Here is a 15,670-nt window from a genome sequence, read left to right as displayed (position 1 = left end):
AATAATTCAGATCTTGCCTTGTGTCCCTAACGCTTTCTCAGCGTTGAGTCACTCTGTCCGCGGCCCTTTTTCCCCGCCGTTCCTCCAGCAATGTCCTCGGCAACACAAACCCTTCAAAGCTGCGCTGAGTAATCGGGTTGTTGGCCTTCTCCGCCCCAATCCGATAACGCATCAACCCATCGGCAACGGCAAAGGTCAGGTCCACGCTGGTGTCGGTTCTTCCATTGAGGTGCCCGCGACTGAGCAGCCGGAACAACGACCACGGCCCGCGATAGCTCATGCTGGCGGTGTTGCCGGTGCTGTGCACCAGCGTGAGCTGGCTGCCATTGGTGTTGCCCAGGCTGTTGGGCCACACCAGTCCCGTGCGTTGCGGCGCTCCATGCTGGTAGGGGATCAGTTGGCCGTCGACGCTGAGCATGCTGCTCAGGCGGGTGGCGCTCAGGGCCAGGGGTTCGATGGTGAGTTGCACGGCCAGGTGGCCGCGATGGTTGAAGAAGGTGTCCCGGATGCGCTCGACCTTTTTCAGCTGTTCCAGCACGTCGCTGCGCACCAGGTAGCCGCCGAGGCTGTCGGAGTACAGGGCGTCGAGGTTGTCCTTGAGGAACACGTTCAGGTATTGATCGTGGAACTGTTGCAGACGCCCTTGTGGGCCGAAGAAGGCTTCGAAGTCTTCCAGCGAGGCGTCCTCGCCGCTGGCCTTGAAAGGGTAACGGCCTGCCAGGCGGTCGCGGTAGAAGCTGTAGATTTCACTGTCCCAGCGTTTTTCCAGTTCGCGCAAGGCGGCGATCACCAGTACCTGTGAGGTCTGGTCGGCTAGCTTTTTGACCTGCTGGTTCAGCGGTTCGGGCAGGCCCACAGCAACGCGTTGCAGGTTGGCGATCGGGTCGGCACCCTCCAGGGAGAAGCGGTTGAGTACGGTTTTCAGCGCTGCCTTGCCGGGGTCGGGGTTGTCGTGCACGGCTTTGGCGTAGTCGTAGACGGCGCTGACCGAGCGCAGGGTTTCTTCGTAATAGGAAGGCTGCTCGCCTCGCGCAGTGATCAGTTCCGCCAGGCTGGAGAACGCGCGCCGGATGCCGGCGGCTTGTTGTTGGCCGTCCGAGACCTTGTCCAGCGAGAGCGGCGCTTGCCCTTCGGCCAAGGGCACCGACGGGTAGATCACGCTGTTGTCGCGCAGGGTTTCCAGCAGGCGCCGCAAGGGGGCGGCCGGGCCGGTGACTTGTTCCAGCACCGCCACGCCGTGGCTGAGGTCATCGAAGTCGGTGACCGCGAACTGATTCAGTGCACGTCGCCAGCTGTCCACGTAGTCGGCGCTGTACAGGGCGCGGATCCGTTGGGTCAGCACTTTGCGGTCTTCGTCGGAATAGTCCAGGCGTTGGCGTTCGCCGAGCACCCACTGGTCGATCATGGCCAGTTCGATGATGCCCTCGGTGCCGGGCTCGAAGTAGTCCTTGAAACCCTTGGCGGTAAGCAGCGGCGCCAACAGCAAGCCGCTGCCCTCTTGGTCGGTGTTCAGCGGACGGTAGACGATATCGAACGCCGGACCGACCTCATTGCGCAGATCCAGCGGGCGATGCAAGCGCTCCAGGGCATCCTGTTGCAGGCTCATATAGACCCGTTCGGCCATGGGCAACTGCCGCAGTTGCTGCTGCACCTGGGCAATGCGCTCACGGTAGTGCGGCAAATCGGCGTCGGCGTATTTCAGCGCGTAGCCCAGGTGCCCCATCAAATCAGCCTGCAGTTGGCCCTGGCCTGGATAGGCGCGCTGCCATTGCTTGGCAACCCATTCTTCGACGATGGCCGGGCGGCGGTTTTGCCGTTCTTCGAGCATGCGGTACACGCGCAGGGCCGCCAGTTGCTGATTGCTACCGGCGGGCGCGGCGTTGATTGCATCCAATACACCGCTGGCAATCGCCGGCAGGAAGCGTTTGGACAATAGATTTAGATAGGCCTCATCCACGGTAGGGCCAATCGCCCTCCCCTGGTACAACCCCATATCCGACAGCAACGGCCACGCCTCACGGTAGTCGCCGTACACCAGCACCGCATCACGGATCTGGTCCAGGGGCAGCAACAGGTTGCGCCCGGTGGGGTCGACCTTGGCGTCGATGTCCCGCTCGCTGAACTCCTGACTCTTGGCCAACACGCTGGCCGCCTTGTCGCGGTTGATATTGAAGTAAAACTGCCAGGTGCCGATGACCACCAGACAGCCCAAGGAGGCGACGCTGAACCCGGCGATCAGCAATCGGCGCTTGCTGCGGGCCACCTTGATGTTGTCACCCGCCAGGCCCGCTTCGGGGTAGATCACGCGCTGGAACAGTTGCTGGGCAAAGTAGATGGCCGTGCCACCAGTGGGTTTGACTTCGGGTGGTGGTGGCGGCAGTTGATAGGCTTGCCCTGCTTCTTTGACGAAGGCATTGCTCAGGGTGCCTTGCTGCAAGACCGAGGAGAAATACAGCCCACGCACCAACGCCGGGGTAGTGAAACGATCGCTGCCGAGCATTTCGCTGAGGAAGCCGAACAGGGCCGGGCGCAAGCCCGCCATCTGATGCATCAGCGCCTGCAAGCGATCACACTCTTCCAATGCGCGCGACTCCCTGGTGCTGTTGAAAACCTGCTCGGTCAGGCAGGCGACAAAGGTTTGGTATTGGCGCGTCAGTTCCGCCAGCCAGGCATCAAAATCATCCACGGCGTCCAGGCTGAAAGTGAAGCCCAGCAGGTCTTCGCGTCCACTGCGCGATAACCGGGCGAAGAATTCTTCAAAACCTTCCAGCAGGTCGAACTTGCTCAGCGTCACGTATACCGGCAAGCGCGTACCCGACTGTCGCGTCAGCTCAAACAACCGGGTGCGCAGCAGGTTGGCGTGGGCTTTGCGCTGTTCGGGACGTTGCGCCAGCAAGGCCTGTACATCAATCACCAGCACCACGCCGTTCAATGCTCGACGGCTGCGGTTGCGCGTCAGCCAGTCGAGCAGGTGCGACCAAAGGCGCGGGTGAGTGCCGGCGGGCAGTACCGGTTTGACCTTGCCCTGCACGGCCCCCGGCTGCGCAGCATCGTCACTGGTTGGCTCCGGATGGCTGAGAAACTCGCCCGGCGGATCAATCAATACCGCCTCGTCACCGATCCACCAGTCCACCGGATAAGCAAGTTGCTCTTCCTGATGGGCCCTGACCCCGGCCCTGGTCACATGGGACAAGGCAAAACTCTGGTTGGAGCGCGTGATCAGGCTGGTCTTGCCGGCATTTTCCTCACCGAGTACCAGGTACCACGGCAGTTGATACAGCGAACGGCGGCGCTCCATATTGTTCAGCAAATTACCCAGGCTACGGTCCAGTGCCCGTTCCTGTGCCTCGATATAGGGCAGACAAGGGTCGGCTTGCACCGCGGCCTCATGCTGACGTTCAACCTGCAGACGCTGGTAACGATTGCGCACTCGCCACGCCCAGATCAGCAGCGGCACCACCAGCACCACGACACTGGCCGAGATGCGCATCGCCAGTTCACTCAGCGGCTGATGCTCGCGCCAGGTCCACTGCGGGCCCAGCCACCAGATGGCGATCAACAAAAACACCACGCCCAGCAGCACCAGTACCGGCACCGCTTGATTGAACTGACGCAGCACCGGCAGGCCCCAGCGTTTGAGGTAACCCCAGACCATCCCCATAAATCGCTCCTACTCCTTAACCGCTTTGATCAAATGACTGTCGTCGATGGGTTGCGCCACTTTCCGGTACAACTCCGGCTCCCACCCCTGCGCCGTGGTCTCGCGCATCAGCCGCGCGACGCTGGCGTACAGGTCGTCCGCCAGCCACGACAGGCCACGCGATGCCAGCAGGTCGGCGGCAATCACCGTGGCGTAGCTGCGCTGGCGCGGGGCGTCATGGGTAGCGTGCAGGTCCTGCAGGCGCAGCAGCACCACTTCGACGCCTTCGGTGTTGAGCTGGGTGGCCAATTCGTCACGCAAGCCGGCGTATTCCTGCACCGGGCTGCCGGTGGTTTGCGCCTGATCGGCGCCGGTGATCCATGCCTGGGTTTGTGCATCCACGAACGGCGTGCCGTCGCTGAAACACAGCTCCAGCAGCGCGGGCAGGCGGCAGACGAACCGTTCGCAGGTCTGGCGGATGGCGCCGGCCACTTCCTCCATCGCCAGGCGCGAGGCGACCTGGGCAGCCAGGTAACTGCCGCGCAGCCAGTACGGCGAGGCGCAGACGCTTTTTTCGAGCCGCAGCAGCAGGTTCGGCTCAATGGCGTTGTGGTTCAGCGCGTCCTGATAGCCGTCGACGATATCCTTGGGCACGGCGGTCAATTCGGTGCGACGGTCGCGGGTGATGGGAGGCGCGGTGCGCAAATGCGACCACAGGCCGAAACGTCGCAGCTGGTAGCCGGTGGGGTCGTAGGGGTCTTGCTGATTGATCTGCTCGGCCATGTTCAACACGGCGCGGCGCTGTTCACGCTCATTGCTCGGCGCTTGCGGTTTGGGACTGCTGAAAAAGGCTGACTCCAGCACGCTGCCGGAGGTGGCCGCACGGGCTGGCTCGGTGGCAACGACGGGCTCGCTGTATTTGTCCAACTGGCGTTGCAACGCGTCCAACGGGGCAGGGTCAAGCTTGGCGCTTTCGGCACAACGTTGCAGATTGGCCAGGGCCAGTTCCGCCGCAGCTTGATAGGCCGGTTCAAAACTGCTGCGTTCCAGGGTCGGCAACACCTGCCCAAGCTCGCCCAGCAGGCGCTGCACTTGCTTGCGTTTGTTGAGGTAGCCGGTGGGACCGGGCTTGGGGTAGGCACTGTCCCAATACAGTTCGACCATGCCGGCCAGCAAACTCAGGGCATCGGCCCAGCGCGCCCATTGGCGGGTGCGCAGCCATACCACCTGCAGGTGAGCGACGACGCGCCAGTGCTTGCACTGGGTCGCCAGGTATTGGCGGGAGGCTTCGTCGATATACGGCCAGTCGATGTCACTTTCACGCAGGCCGCCGAGCTTGACCATTTCCTGGTCGATGGCCTGATAGGTTTCGTCCTCCACATCGAAATGGCCAGCGGGTTGCTCGGGGTCGATGGGGGTCAGCAGCAGCTTGACGGTGTCCGCCGGCACGTCAATTACCAGCGACATGCTTGGCGCTCCTGCTCGATCAGTTCACCCAGCCCTTCGGCGTCAAAGACCAAGCCGTCCAACCGGGGATAATCACTCTCCAGCCTTAGGCGCTGGCCGCCGCCCATATTGCGCAACAAGGCAATCGCTTGCAGCCCGCGCCCGGCATCCACCACCAGACCAGCGTCGTCCAAGACCTGCCACTGGTAGGCCTTGGAAACCGGTCGCTCGTCCTTGAACAGCTGGATGCGAATCTTGTTGGGCTTGGCTGGTTCATCCAGCACCAGTTGCAGGCGGGAGATTTTCGATTCACAACTGATGGCCAGGTAAGGTCGAGGCGGCAACGCGCCCAGGGCTGGGGCGGAGATCACCAGACGGTGTTGCTGCTCGTTGTCCGGCTCCGGGAATGACGACAACAGGAAACGCTGATCCTCGGGCGGACGCTTGGCCTCATTGCGCTGGACTAAATCGACAATCGGCAATACCCGGCCAAGTGCACGTGGCGGCGCCGGTGTGTGATGGACAGGTGTACCGGCGGCTAAATCAAAACATTCCAGGCGCTTCAAGGGCGAGACGATGGCAGGGCAATTCTGAGTTGCTGCCTGCGCGTCCATTACCGCCACAACCGTCAAGCAGAACGCCCATTTCCATCCTCGCCATCCGTCGCGCATCAACGCCTCCTGATATGCCTCACCGAAATCCGAACCGGATATTTTTCAACTTTCAAACTAACGTTGCTCAGCCAGAAAGTTGCATTCACAACTTCACGAGCGTCACCTGAACTCAATGAATCAGGCAAGTAAAAAATGAACAACACACCGCCAAAAAATGAATAAAAAGAAGCATCTCTCAGATGCATCTATAAAACTCGTAGGAAAAATAGAAACACCCTCCTAGCGGTAATTTCCTACATCCAATACCCACGAATCGCGTCCATATCGTCCTACAAGACAAACCTTGCAACAGCTGGTTCTAATACGCCGACCTTACGAAAAGGATTTTTCCCATGTCGAAAACTCATGGTTCTGTCGCCCCCAAAGAACGCGTCAACATCAAGTACGTACCGGCCACAGGTGATCAACAAGCAGAAGTAGAGCTGCCCTTAAAGCTGTTGATTACCGGTGACTTCAAAGGCCACGGCGAACTAACCGCCCTTGAAGACCGGCAATCCGTTCGAATAGATAAAGACACTTTCAACGAAATACTGACCAAAGCAGAAGTTGCTCTGGACATGGCGGTACCGTCTGTTCTGAACAACGACCAAGACACCGACTTGAACGTGCAACTTCAATTCAAAAATATCAATGACTTCGGCCCCGATGCGGTCGCCCGCCAAGTACCGGAGTTGAACAAGTTGCTGGAACTGCGCGAAGCCTTAGTTGCGCTCAAGGGTCCGATGGGCAATGTCCCGGCCTTTCGTAAACACCTGCAAAACCTGCTGACTGATGAAACCGCCCGTCAACGCCTGGCCAGTGAGCTGAACCTGGTGCTCGACGCGCCCAACAACTGACTTGAACGCCCTTCTCAACGGAGTACTCCCCATGCCTATGGAAAGCGCCGCCGCCCAAGTATTGGTGGCTGACGAACCGCCGTCGTTGCTCGATCAACTGCTGGCCAACACCACCATCCGCCCCTCCCAGGAAGGCTATGCCGTCGCCCGCCAGGGCGTGGCCGCGTTCATCAGCGAAATCCTGCAAAGCGGCGATCACCAGCAGCCGGTCAACAAGCACCGCGTCGACCAGATGATTGCTGAAATCGACCGAGCCCTGGGTAAGCAGATGGACGTGATCCTGCATCAGCCGCAGTTCCAGCAACTGGAATCGGCCTGGCGCGGGCTGAAGCTGCTGGTGGATCGCACGGATTTTCGCGAGAACATCAAGCTGGAAATGCTGCACGTCACCAAGGAAGAACTGCTGGACGACTTCGACAACGCCGGCGACATCACCCGCAGCGGCTTGTACAAGCACGTCTACACCGCCGGCTATGGCCAGTTTGGCGGCGAACCGGTGGGCGCCATCGTCGGCAACTACACCTTTGGCCCCAGCTCGCCGGACATCAAATTGCTCAGCTATGTCGCCTCCATCGGCGCCATGTCCCATGCGCCGTTTGTGTCGGCGGCCGGGCCTGAACTGTTCAACCTCGAAGGCTTCCAGGGTCTGCCCGACCTCAAGGAGGTCAGCGACATTTTCGAAGGCCCACGCCACACCAAATGGCGCAGCCTGCGCGAATCCGAAGACGCCCGCCACCTGGCCCTGACCCTACCGCGTTTCTTGCTGCGCCCGCCCTATAGCACCGACGACAATTCAACGCGCAGCTTCGGCTACGACGAAACCGTCGACGGCAACCACGACAATTACCTGTGGGGCAACACGGCATTCCTGATGGCTTCGCGCATCACCGACAGCTTCGCCCGCTACCGCTGGTGCCCGAACATCATCGGCCCGCAATCCGGAGGCGCGGTGGATGATTTACCGGTGCACCTGTATGAATCCCTCGGCCAATTGCAGGCCAAGATTCCTACCGAAGTGCTGATTTCCGACCGCAAGGAATTCGAGCTGGCCGAAGCCGGGTTCATCCCGCTGACCATGCGCAAGGACAGCGACAACGCGGCGTTCTTCTCCGCCAATTCAGTGCAGAAACCAAAAAACTTCCCCAAGACCCGCGAAGGCCAGGAAGCCCAGACCAACTACAAGCTCGGCACCCAGTTGCCGTACCTGTTTATCGTCAATCGCCTGGCCCACTACATCAAGGTACTGCAACGCGAACAGATCGGCAGTTGGAAGGAACGCCAGGACCTGGAGCGCGAGCTGAACGACTGGCTCAAGCAGTACATCGCCGACCAGGAAAACCCTTCGTCCGACGTGCGCAGCCGTCGCCCCTTGCGCGCCGCAAAAGTCGTGGTGCAGGACGTGGAAGGCAATCCAGGCTGGTACCAGGTGTCGCTGGCGGTGCGCCCGCACTTCAAGTACATGGGCGCCAACTTCGAGATCTCACTGGTCGGTCGGCTGGATACTCAATAAGTGGGCGCCAGCCTGTTTGAACGCCTGGAGCCCGACGCACCGCGCTACCGCCCCGGCAGCGCGGATGAACAGGCGCGCCAGCGTGTCGAGGCGATCAAACGCCACCTGGAACAGGTGCTCAACTCACGCCAGGGCTGCTCGCAAAGCAGCCCTGAACTGGGCCTGCGCGATTTCAACGGCGTCACCCAGGCCAGCAGTGACTTGGTGGTGGCCATCAGCGCCGATATCCGGCGCTCGGTGGAGGCGTTTGAACCGCGCATCAAGGTCACGGGCGTGCGCTTTCAGCCCGACCCGGACCTGCCGCTGGAGCTGAACTTTCGCCTGGATTGCCAGGTGCAGGTCAATCACAAGGAAGAACAGGTGCAGATCGAGGTGGCCATGCATGGCCGCGACGGCTACACCCGCGTGAGATGAGGATGCGATGGACTTGAAACAACGCTTTGCCGAGGAGTTGCGCTACCTGCGCGAACTCGGCCGCGAGTTTGCCGAGGACAACCCGCAACTGGCGCAGTTTCTCGGCGATCAGGCCGGCGACCCGGACGTGGAGCGCCTGCTGGAGGGCTTTGCCTTCCTCACCGCCAAGCTCGGGATGAAGATCGACGACGACTTGCCGGAGCTGACCCATCCGCTGTTGCAGATGCTCTGGCCCAACTACCTGCGGCCGTTGCCCAGCGCGACCATCATTCGCTTTACACCGCTGCCCGATGCGATCAGCCAGCGCCAGGTGATTCCCAAGGGCACGCCACTGTTTGCCAAACCGGTGAATGCCGTGTCCTGCCAGTTTCGCACCTGCACCGACGTCAACCTGTACCCGTTGGCCTTACAGGAAGTCAGCGACGCTCACAGTCGTGAGGCCTCGACACTGCGCATCGACCTCAAGGTGCTGACGGAGCAGCCACTGACCAGCATGGCCTGCGACCAGCTGGATTTTCATCTGGGCGGGGATAACGCCACGGCGCTGACCTTGTACCTGTGGCTTGCCCATTACCTGGACAGCGTTACGCTGCACATCAACGGTCAAAGCTATCGCCTGTCGGCCAAGGACATTGGCTTCCCCGGCTTTACCGCCGAAGAAGCACTGCTGCCCTACCCACGCAATGTGTTCGATGGCTACCGGATCCTGCAGGAATACTTTGTGTTCCCGCAGCGTTTCCACTTTTTCAGCCTGACCCGTCTGGCGCGTATTTGGCCGGATGTCAGCACCCCCACCCTGCGTTTTGAATTTCAGTTCACCCGGCCCATGCCGCCCGACATCCGCCTGCGCACCAGCGACCTGCACCTGTACTGTGCGCCGGCCGTCAACCTGTTCCGTCACGATGCCAACCCTATCGCGCTGGACGGGCGCAGCCTGGAACGGCGTATCAGCCCCAGCGGCAGCCAGCCCGAGGCTTACGAGATTTTCAGTGTCGATAACGTGGCCGGTTGGGATGCCGCCGACAAGGAGCGCAAGGGCGATCCTCTGCGACGTTTTACCCCGTTCGAATCGTTCCAGCATGAGATTGAGCACGCACGGGGCCGCACGGCACTGTATTTCCGCACGCATATCGAGGAATCCCACGGCCGCGAGGGCCTGCGTCATCGCATCGCCTTCGTGCGTGGCGATGAGAGCTTGTACATCGGCGAGCATGAAGCAGCGTCCATCGAACTGACCTGCACCAATCGCGATCTGCCGCAGTTGCTGGGTGTGGGCGATGTGTCGCTGTCTACCGAAGTCACGCCGTCGTTTGCCACCTACACCAACCTGATTGCACCGACGCGCAGCTATCGGCCGGTACTGGACAGCAGCCTGCACTGGACGCTGATTTCCAACCTATCACTGAACTACCTGTCGTTGCTGTCGGCCGAGCCGCTCAAGGCGGTGATCCGCGCCTATGACTTCGCCGCCTTGCACGACCTGCAACAGGCTCGCGCCACGCGCAAGCGCCTCAACGGTATCCAGGATGCCGTGACCACCCCCATCGATTGGCTGATGAAGGGGCTGCCGGTACGTGGCGTGCAGACCCATCTGCAACTGGACCAGAACGCCTTTCTCTGCGAGGGCGAGTTGTACCTGTTTGCCAGTGTGCTTTCGCACTTCTTCGCGCTGTACGCGAGCATCAACTCCTTCCATCGCCTGGAAGTGATCAATACCACTAACAACGAGCGCTACGAATGGCCACTGTTGACCGGCAGACAACCCGTGATCTAGCCGATGTGCTGCTGGCCGACGCGCGAAACTACTCGTTTCACCGTCTGCTGGAGCATCTGCACGCCTTGCACGGCGATGACCTGGAAGCGCAGCCCTTGAATACGGCGGCGCGCCGCCGTGTGCGCCTGCAAAGCCACGCGGGGTTGGGCTTTCCGGCCTCCGACGTGGTCGAGGCGGCACGACTTGAGGAGGATTGTGAAGAAGTGCGCTATCGCTTGCAGACCAGTTTCTTTGGTTTGCACGGCACCGACTCGCCGCTGCCCGGCTATTACCTGGACCGCCTGGCTTACGAGCAGGCCCAGGAGCGCGGGATTCGTCCGGCGTTCATGGATTTTTTCAACCATCGCTTGCTGACCCTGCTGCACACCAGTTGGCGCAAGTACCGCTACTACGTTCGCTTCCAGGCCGAGGCCAACGACCGCTTTTCGCGTTACGTATTCTCCATGGTCGGCCTGAACGACAACGACCTTCGCGGTGCGACGCCGCTGCCATGGGGTCGATTGCTGAGTTTTGCTGGCTTGATCGCCAGCCGCAGCCGCTCGCCCTCGGTGGTGTCCGGCATTGTGGAGCATTGCTTCGACCTGCAAGGCGTGCATATCCGTGAATTCGAGGCGCGCTCGGTGAGTTTGGACCAACGCCAGCGCCTGTTACTTGGCAAAATCAACGGTGTTCTCGGAAGCGATTTCGTGGTGGGTGACCGCAGCAAGACCCGCGCCAGCAAGTTCACCCTCGTCATTCCCAACCTGACCCAGGCGCGCTTTCGGCAGTTTTTGCCCAGCGGCGATCAGTTCGGGCGGCTGCGCCAGTTGATGGATTTTCTGCTGCGCGATACCACCGCCTACGACCTGGAACTGGGGCTACGCGAAGAAGATGTACCGCCGTTCAACCTGCAACGCGCCAGCGGCACCCACCTGGGCTGGACCAGCTTTATCGAACATCAAGAACAACGTCATCCCGCCGTGGTGCGGATTCGGGGGCGCGCATGAAGCTGACCTTGGTCATCAATAACCCTGCGCAGTTGCTGCACGGGTATTTGCCCCTTCACCGGTTTGGCCCCCAGGGCGGCAGCATCGGCAGTGCTGCGGTGGACTGGCGCCTGGAAGATCGCCACAACAGCGTACGCCCCAACCACTGCGACATCCGCGTCGTCGAAGGGCGTTTCTGCTTGATCGACCGCAGCGGTAGAACCTACGTCAACGGTCACGATCTGCCACTTGAGCGCCATGTTGCGATAAGCCTCAACGACGGTGATCGATTGCAGATTGGTGCCTATCAGGTCGCGGTGCAGTTGGGCGAGCACGCCCCAGGGCAGCGTTCGCTCGATGAGCTGCTCGGCGACCACCCTGAAGGCATGCACGTGTGGCACCAGGAAGACCTACAGAGTAGGCCACCGGCGGATAGACGACCAGTCGCTTGCCCGGAGTTCGAGCGCCTTTGCCAACCCGTGGAGTTAGCGGAGCAAGGCGATCCGCTGCGAGCACTGGAAGCAGCGCCGTCTTCAAAAAAGCAGCCGTCTGAAGTTCGCCCAATGGTTCCAAAACGTCCCAGCACTCTATTCAGCAACCTGCGCCTGGGCACCTTATTGCTCGCCTGCCTCACCCTCGGCGGCTGCACCATGCTCGGCAAGATCGGCCAGGTGATCTGGACCCCATCGATCCCGGTCGGCGGCCCCGACGACCAGCCCAGCAGCTACTCCCTGAGCCTGTACGCCAGCGACGACGTCAACCCACGCCTGGCCAGCACCGGCACGGCACTGGATGAAGACGCGGGCCGCGCGCCCTACACCCTCAACGTTCAGGCGAGCAACCCGCAGGCACTGACCGACAAAGTGCAAACCCTGCTCAACCACCTTTACGAAAACGTACCGGCCCAGTCGTTGCTGACCTTGGAGCCGGCGCCCGTGGTGCCGATGTCGCCCCTCGAAGACACGCTGCTGGGCGACTACGACGCCCAGGGTGTCAGCCTGACTACGCCATGGGGCAACCCGGCGCTGCAGCACGTTGCCACGCCGATCGCCTTCAAAGTTTTGCAGTTGACCGACGACTCGCTGCTGGTCAACGCCAGCCCACAAGCCATGGCCGACGACCTGAAAAAGACCCTGGGCAGCACCTACATCCGCGCCGACGACTACCTGCTCAACCCCGGCCAATTCAAGTTCGTCGACCTGCGCGCCCTGGATGAAGATACCCGCTTTATCGCGGTGATTGCCAACTACCACAACACCGATGTCGGCCAGTGGAAACAGCGCCTTCGCGTCGAGCCCAAGGGCCGCCAGTACGCAGTGCTGGTGCAGTTGGACGCCGCCCAGGTCAGCCTCAAAGGAGAAACCCGATGACGCCTTTTTCAGCCGCTTTTGCCCCGAGTAATCACCGATGAGTTCACGCAACCCCGTCATCTGGCATGAAGGTTTGTTCGTCAAACCCCAGCACTTTCAGCAACAGGCCCGCGCCGCCGAAGCGTCTGTGCATCAGCGCGTGCACAGCCTGAACGACGCGCTCTATGGCTTCAGCGAGCTGGCGTTGAACGACGAATACCTGAGCTTCGGCAAAATCGCCATTACCCGGGCACGCGGGATCATGCCCGACGGCAGCGTCTTTGATATTCCCCACGACCTGGCACCGCCCTCCCCGCTGGAGATCGCTGACAGCAGCGCGGTCGGCCAGATCGTCTACCTGACCCTGCCGCTGCGCTCCAACGGCGCCCTCGAAGTGCGCTGGCCCGACCAGTACGGCAACAGCCGCTACATCGCCCGCCGCGAAGAAATCCGCGATACCCACAGCGATGACGGCGATCAGGTGGGCATGGACCTGGCCGTGCCCAACCTGCAATTGATGCTTGAACGTAGCGACCGCAGCGCCTTTACCGGCATCGCCCTGGGCAGAATCAAAGACAAACGCCCGGATGGCAGCCTGGTGATGGACGAACACTTCTACCCCACCAGCCTGTCCCTGCAAGCGGTGCCAGCGTTGCATCGCTACCTGGGTGAAGTCGCCGGGCTGATGCGCGAGCGCGCCAAGAACCTGGCTCAACGCATCGGCTCACCGGGGCAGTCGGGGGTGGCTGACGTCACCGACTTCAACCTGCTGCAAACCCTCAACCGCTTGTTCCCGCTGTTCCAGCACCTGGCCCGCCAACGTCAGGTTCACCCCGAGCGGCTGTACATCGCGCTGGCGCAAGCCTGCGGTGAACTGGTGACCTTTACCGACGAAGGCCACCTGCCCCAGGAATACCCGGCCTACCAGCACGACAACCTGAGCGAGTCGTTCCAGATGCTGGAGCACACCCTGCGCCGCGCCTTGGGCACGGTACTGCAACCGCGTGCGGTGTCGTTGCCGATCGTCGTTCAGCAATACGGGGTACGTACCGCCGCATTGAACGACAAGCGCCTGCTGGACAACGCCGAATTCATCCTCGCCGTGCGCGCCGAACTGCCCGCCGAGACCCTGCGTCAGCAACTGCCCCGGCAGATCAAGATCAGCTCCACCGAAGGACTGGAGCAACTGGTCAGCCTGCAACTGCCGGGCATTCCACTGCGGCCGCTGCCGGTGGCGCCACGACACCTGCCGTTCCATGCCGGCTTCAGCTACTTCGAACTCGACCGCCATCACCCTGCCTGGCAAACCCTGAGCAGTGGCAGCGGGTTCGGTTTCCATATTGCCGGCGAATTCCCGGAGCTGGAGTTGCAGTTCTGGGCGATCAGGAGTGAGAGAGATGAATGAAGCAACGCCCACCGATACCACGCCACCTGCGGACAACAATCGGCTCTTGAGTTATTTGCAACAGGCGACCGGCAGCAAAGAACCGGACCCCGTTGAGGAGCAGGCCAAGCCACAGCCGCCCGTGCTGCTCGCCGACCCTGAGTTCGACATGCGCGGCGTGGCCTGGAACCCGCTATGCGATGCCGCCACGCCGCTGATCGGCCTGGTCATTCGTCTACGCCGTCTGGACAGCCACGACGACGTGCCCGCCCTGTACAAAAGCGTCAGCAACCAGATCACCACGATCATGGAAGAAGTCAGTCAGCTCGATTACGACGCCGGCATGCTCAAGGCCTACTCCTACAGCCTGTGCCTGTTGATTGACGAGGTGGTCATGCGCACCACCTGGGGCCGGCTTTCCAGTTGGAACGAACGCTCGTTGCTCAGCCAGTTCCACGGGGAAACCCAAGGCGGCGAAAAGTTCTTCACCGTAATGAACAACATGATCCCCGAAGCCGCCAGGTATCAGCATGTGCTGGAGTTCATGTACCAGTGCCTAATCTCCGGCCTCAAGGGCAAATACGGCACTCATGTTAAGGGCGATGACGAAATACAAAAGATCATCGACCAACTGCACGGCCTGTTGCGCCCGCTGCGCGGCGAGACGCCCAAGCGCCTGACCGACCCGCTGAAAAACGTCGCGCCGCGCAATTACCGGATCAAACGCGCCTGGCCGCTGTGGACGCCTTGGGCCCTGGCCGCCGTCGTGCTGACGGTCGCCTACACGATCTACACGATCCGCCTGAACGCCATCTCTCAGGAAGTGCTGGCGTCCCTGGAGAGGGTTCTTCACCTGTAACCGTTTTTCAGCGCGCTCATCCGAGCGCCTGCAAAGCCATGGCTGTATCGGCCATAACCCGCGACCCCAAGAGGTCGTTCATTTAATCGCGACAAGGAGCTTGTCATGCCAACACCCGCGTATATCAGCATCCACGGCAAAAACCAGGGCCATATCACCAAGGGCGCGTTCACCGCTGAGTCGGTGGGCAACGTCTTTGTGGAAGGTCACGAGGACGAAATCCTTGCACAGGAAATCGACCATCAGATCACTACGCCTACCGATCCGCAAAGCGGTCAACCCGCAGGTCAGCGCGTACATAAACCGCTGGTCTTCACCAGCGCCCTGAGCAAAGCCTCACCCATGCTCTACCAGGCCCTGGCCACCGGCGAAATGCTGCCGACCGTCGAAGTCAAATGGTTCCGCACTTCGGGGGATGGCAAACAGGAGCACTTCTTCACCACCAAGCTCGAAGACGCCACTGTCGTCGAGATCCACACCGTGCTGCCCCACGCTCAGGACACCGACAACGCCAACTACACCCAGTTGATCAAGACCAGCCTGGCTTATCGCAAGGTCAGTTGGAGCCATGTGGTGGCCGGTACCGAAGCTTCGGACGACTGGCGTAAACCGGCTTAGTCGCCAACCGGAACGTTCCGCCGCACAGGCGGCGGAATGTTCAGTGCCCACTGATTGATCAACTGACCCTCATTCACCACAAGGAGGTTTCATGCCCCGTCAAAGCGACCTGCGTTACACATTCGAACCGCTGCGGGGCGATCCCTTCGAAGTGGTCTCGTTCACCCTCGAAGAAGGCCTCTCGCAGCCCTTCAAACTTGA

12 protein-coding genes are annotated in these 15,670 nt (G+C 61.1%); 9 read left to right on the top strand and 3 right to left on the bottom strand.

From position 1 onward, the window contains the following. Positions 1-37 precede the first annotated feature (37 nt). The 3 genes from tssM to vasI are packed head-to-tail and all read right to left on the bottom strand — an operon-like array spanning position 38 to position 5,757. Complete coding sequence (tssM, locus tag EJ576_RS22350) at positions 38-3,661, bottom strand: type VI secretion system membrane subunit TssM (protein ID WP_126571134.1); 3,624 nt, start codon at positions 3,659-3,661, stop codon at positions 38-40. 9 nt (positions 3,662-3,670) lie between these two features. Next, positions 3,671-5,107 (bottom strand): type VI secretion system protein TssA, encoded by a 1,437-nt coding sequence (tssA, locus tag EJ576_RS22345; RefSeq protein WP_126571133.1) that lies wholly within the window; start codon positions 5,105-5,107, stop codon positions 3,671-3,673. Further along, entirely contained in the window at positions 5,095-5,757 is a 663-nt protein-coding gene (vasI, locus tag EJ576_RS22340) for a type VI secretion system-associated protein VasI (RefSeq protein ID WP_256656635.1), read from the bottom strand. Before vasI ends, tssA begins: the two co-directional genes overlap by 13 nt. Positions 5,758-6,092: 335 nt before the next feature. Between vasI and tssB the strand changes: the two genes are divergently transcribed. The 9 genes from tssB to EJ576_RS22295 all read left to right on the top strand — a co-directional run bounded on the left by tssB (position 6,093) and on the right by EJ576_RS22295 (position 15,469). Then, positions 6,093-6,596: a type VI secretion system contractile sheath small subunit gene (gene tssB, locus EJ576_RS22335; RefSeq protein ID WP_126571132.1), complete on the top strand. Its 504-nt coding sequence runs from the start codon at positions 6,093-6,095 to the stop codon at positions 6,594-6,596. Positions 6,597-6,633: 37 nt separating this feature from the next. Beyond that, complete coding sequence (tssC, locus tag EJ576_RS22330) at positions 6,634-8,106, top strand: type VI secretion system contractile sheath large subunit (RefSeq protein WP_126571204.1); 1,473 nt, start codon at positions 6,634-6,636, stop codon at positions 8,104-8,106. Next, a complete protein-coding gene (gene tssE / locus EJ576_RS22325) occupies positions 8,107-8,520 on the top strand; it encodes a type VI secretion system baseplate subunit TssE (RefSeq protein WP_126571131.1) in 414 nt (137 codons plus the stop codon). Positions 8,521-8,527: 7 nt separating this feature from the next. Beyond that, complete coding sequence (gene tssF, locus EJ576_RS22320; protein WP_126571130.1) at positions 8,528-10,294, top strand: type VI secretion system baseplate subunit TssF; 1,767 nt, start codon at positions 8,528-8,530, stop codon at positions 10,292-10,294. Beyond that, on the top strand, positions 10,258-11,280 hold the full coding sequence (gene tssG, locus EJ576_RS22315) for a type VI secretion system baseplate subunit TssG (RefSeq protein WP_126571129.1): 1,023 nt from the start codon (positions 10,258-10,260) through the stop codon (positions 11,278-11,280). Before tssF ends, tssG begins: the two co-directional genes overlap by 37 nt. Further along, entirely contained in the window at positions 11,277-12,629 is a 1,353-nt protein-coding gene (tssJ, locus tag EJ576_RS22310) for a type VI secretion system lipoprotein TssJ (RefSeq protein ID WP_126571128.1), read from the top strand. Before tssG ends, tssJ begins: the two co-directional genes overlap by 4 nt. 37 nt (positions 12,630-12,666) lie before the next feature. Beyond that, a complete protein-coding gene (tssK, locus tag EJ576_RS22305; protein WP_126571127.1) occupies positions 12,667-14,013 on the top strand; it encodes a type VI secretion system baseplate subunit TssK in 1,347 nt (448 codons plus the stop codon). Further along, positions 14,006-14,851, top strand: coding sequence for a type IVB secretion system protein IcmH/DotU (gene icmH, locus EJ576_RS22300; RefSeq protein ID WP_126571126.1), 846 nt, complete (start codon positions 14,006-14,008; stop codon positions 14,849-14,851). Before tssK ends, icmH begins: the two co-directional genes overlap by 8 nt. A 105-nt stretch (positions 14,852-14,956) precedes the next feature. Continuing rightward, positions 14,957-15,469 (top strand): Hcp family type VI secretion system effector, encoded by a 513-nt coding sequence (locus EJ576_RS22295; RefSeq protein ID WP_126571125.1) that lies wholly within the window; start codon positions 14,957-14,959, stop codon positions 15,467-15,469. Positions 15,470-15,670 lie beyond the last annotated feature (201 nt).

This window comes from Pseudomonas sp. C 49-2 (genome assembly GCF_003970195.1).
Lineage (GTDB): Bacteria > Pseudomonadota > Gammaproteobacteria > Pseudomonadales > Pseudomonadaceae > Aquipseudomonas > Aquipseudomonas canadensis.
This window is presented reverse-complemented; position numbering and strand designations above follow the sequence as displayed.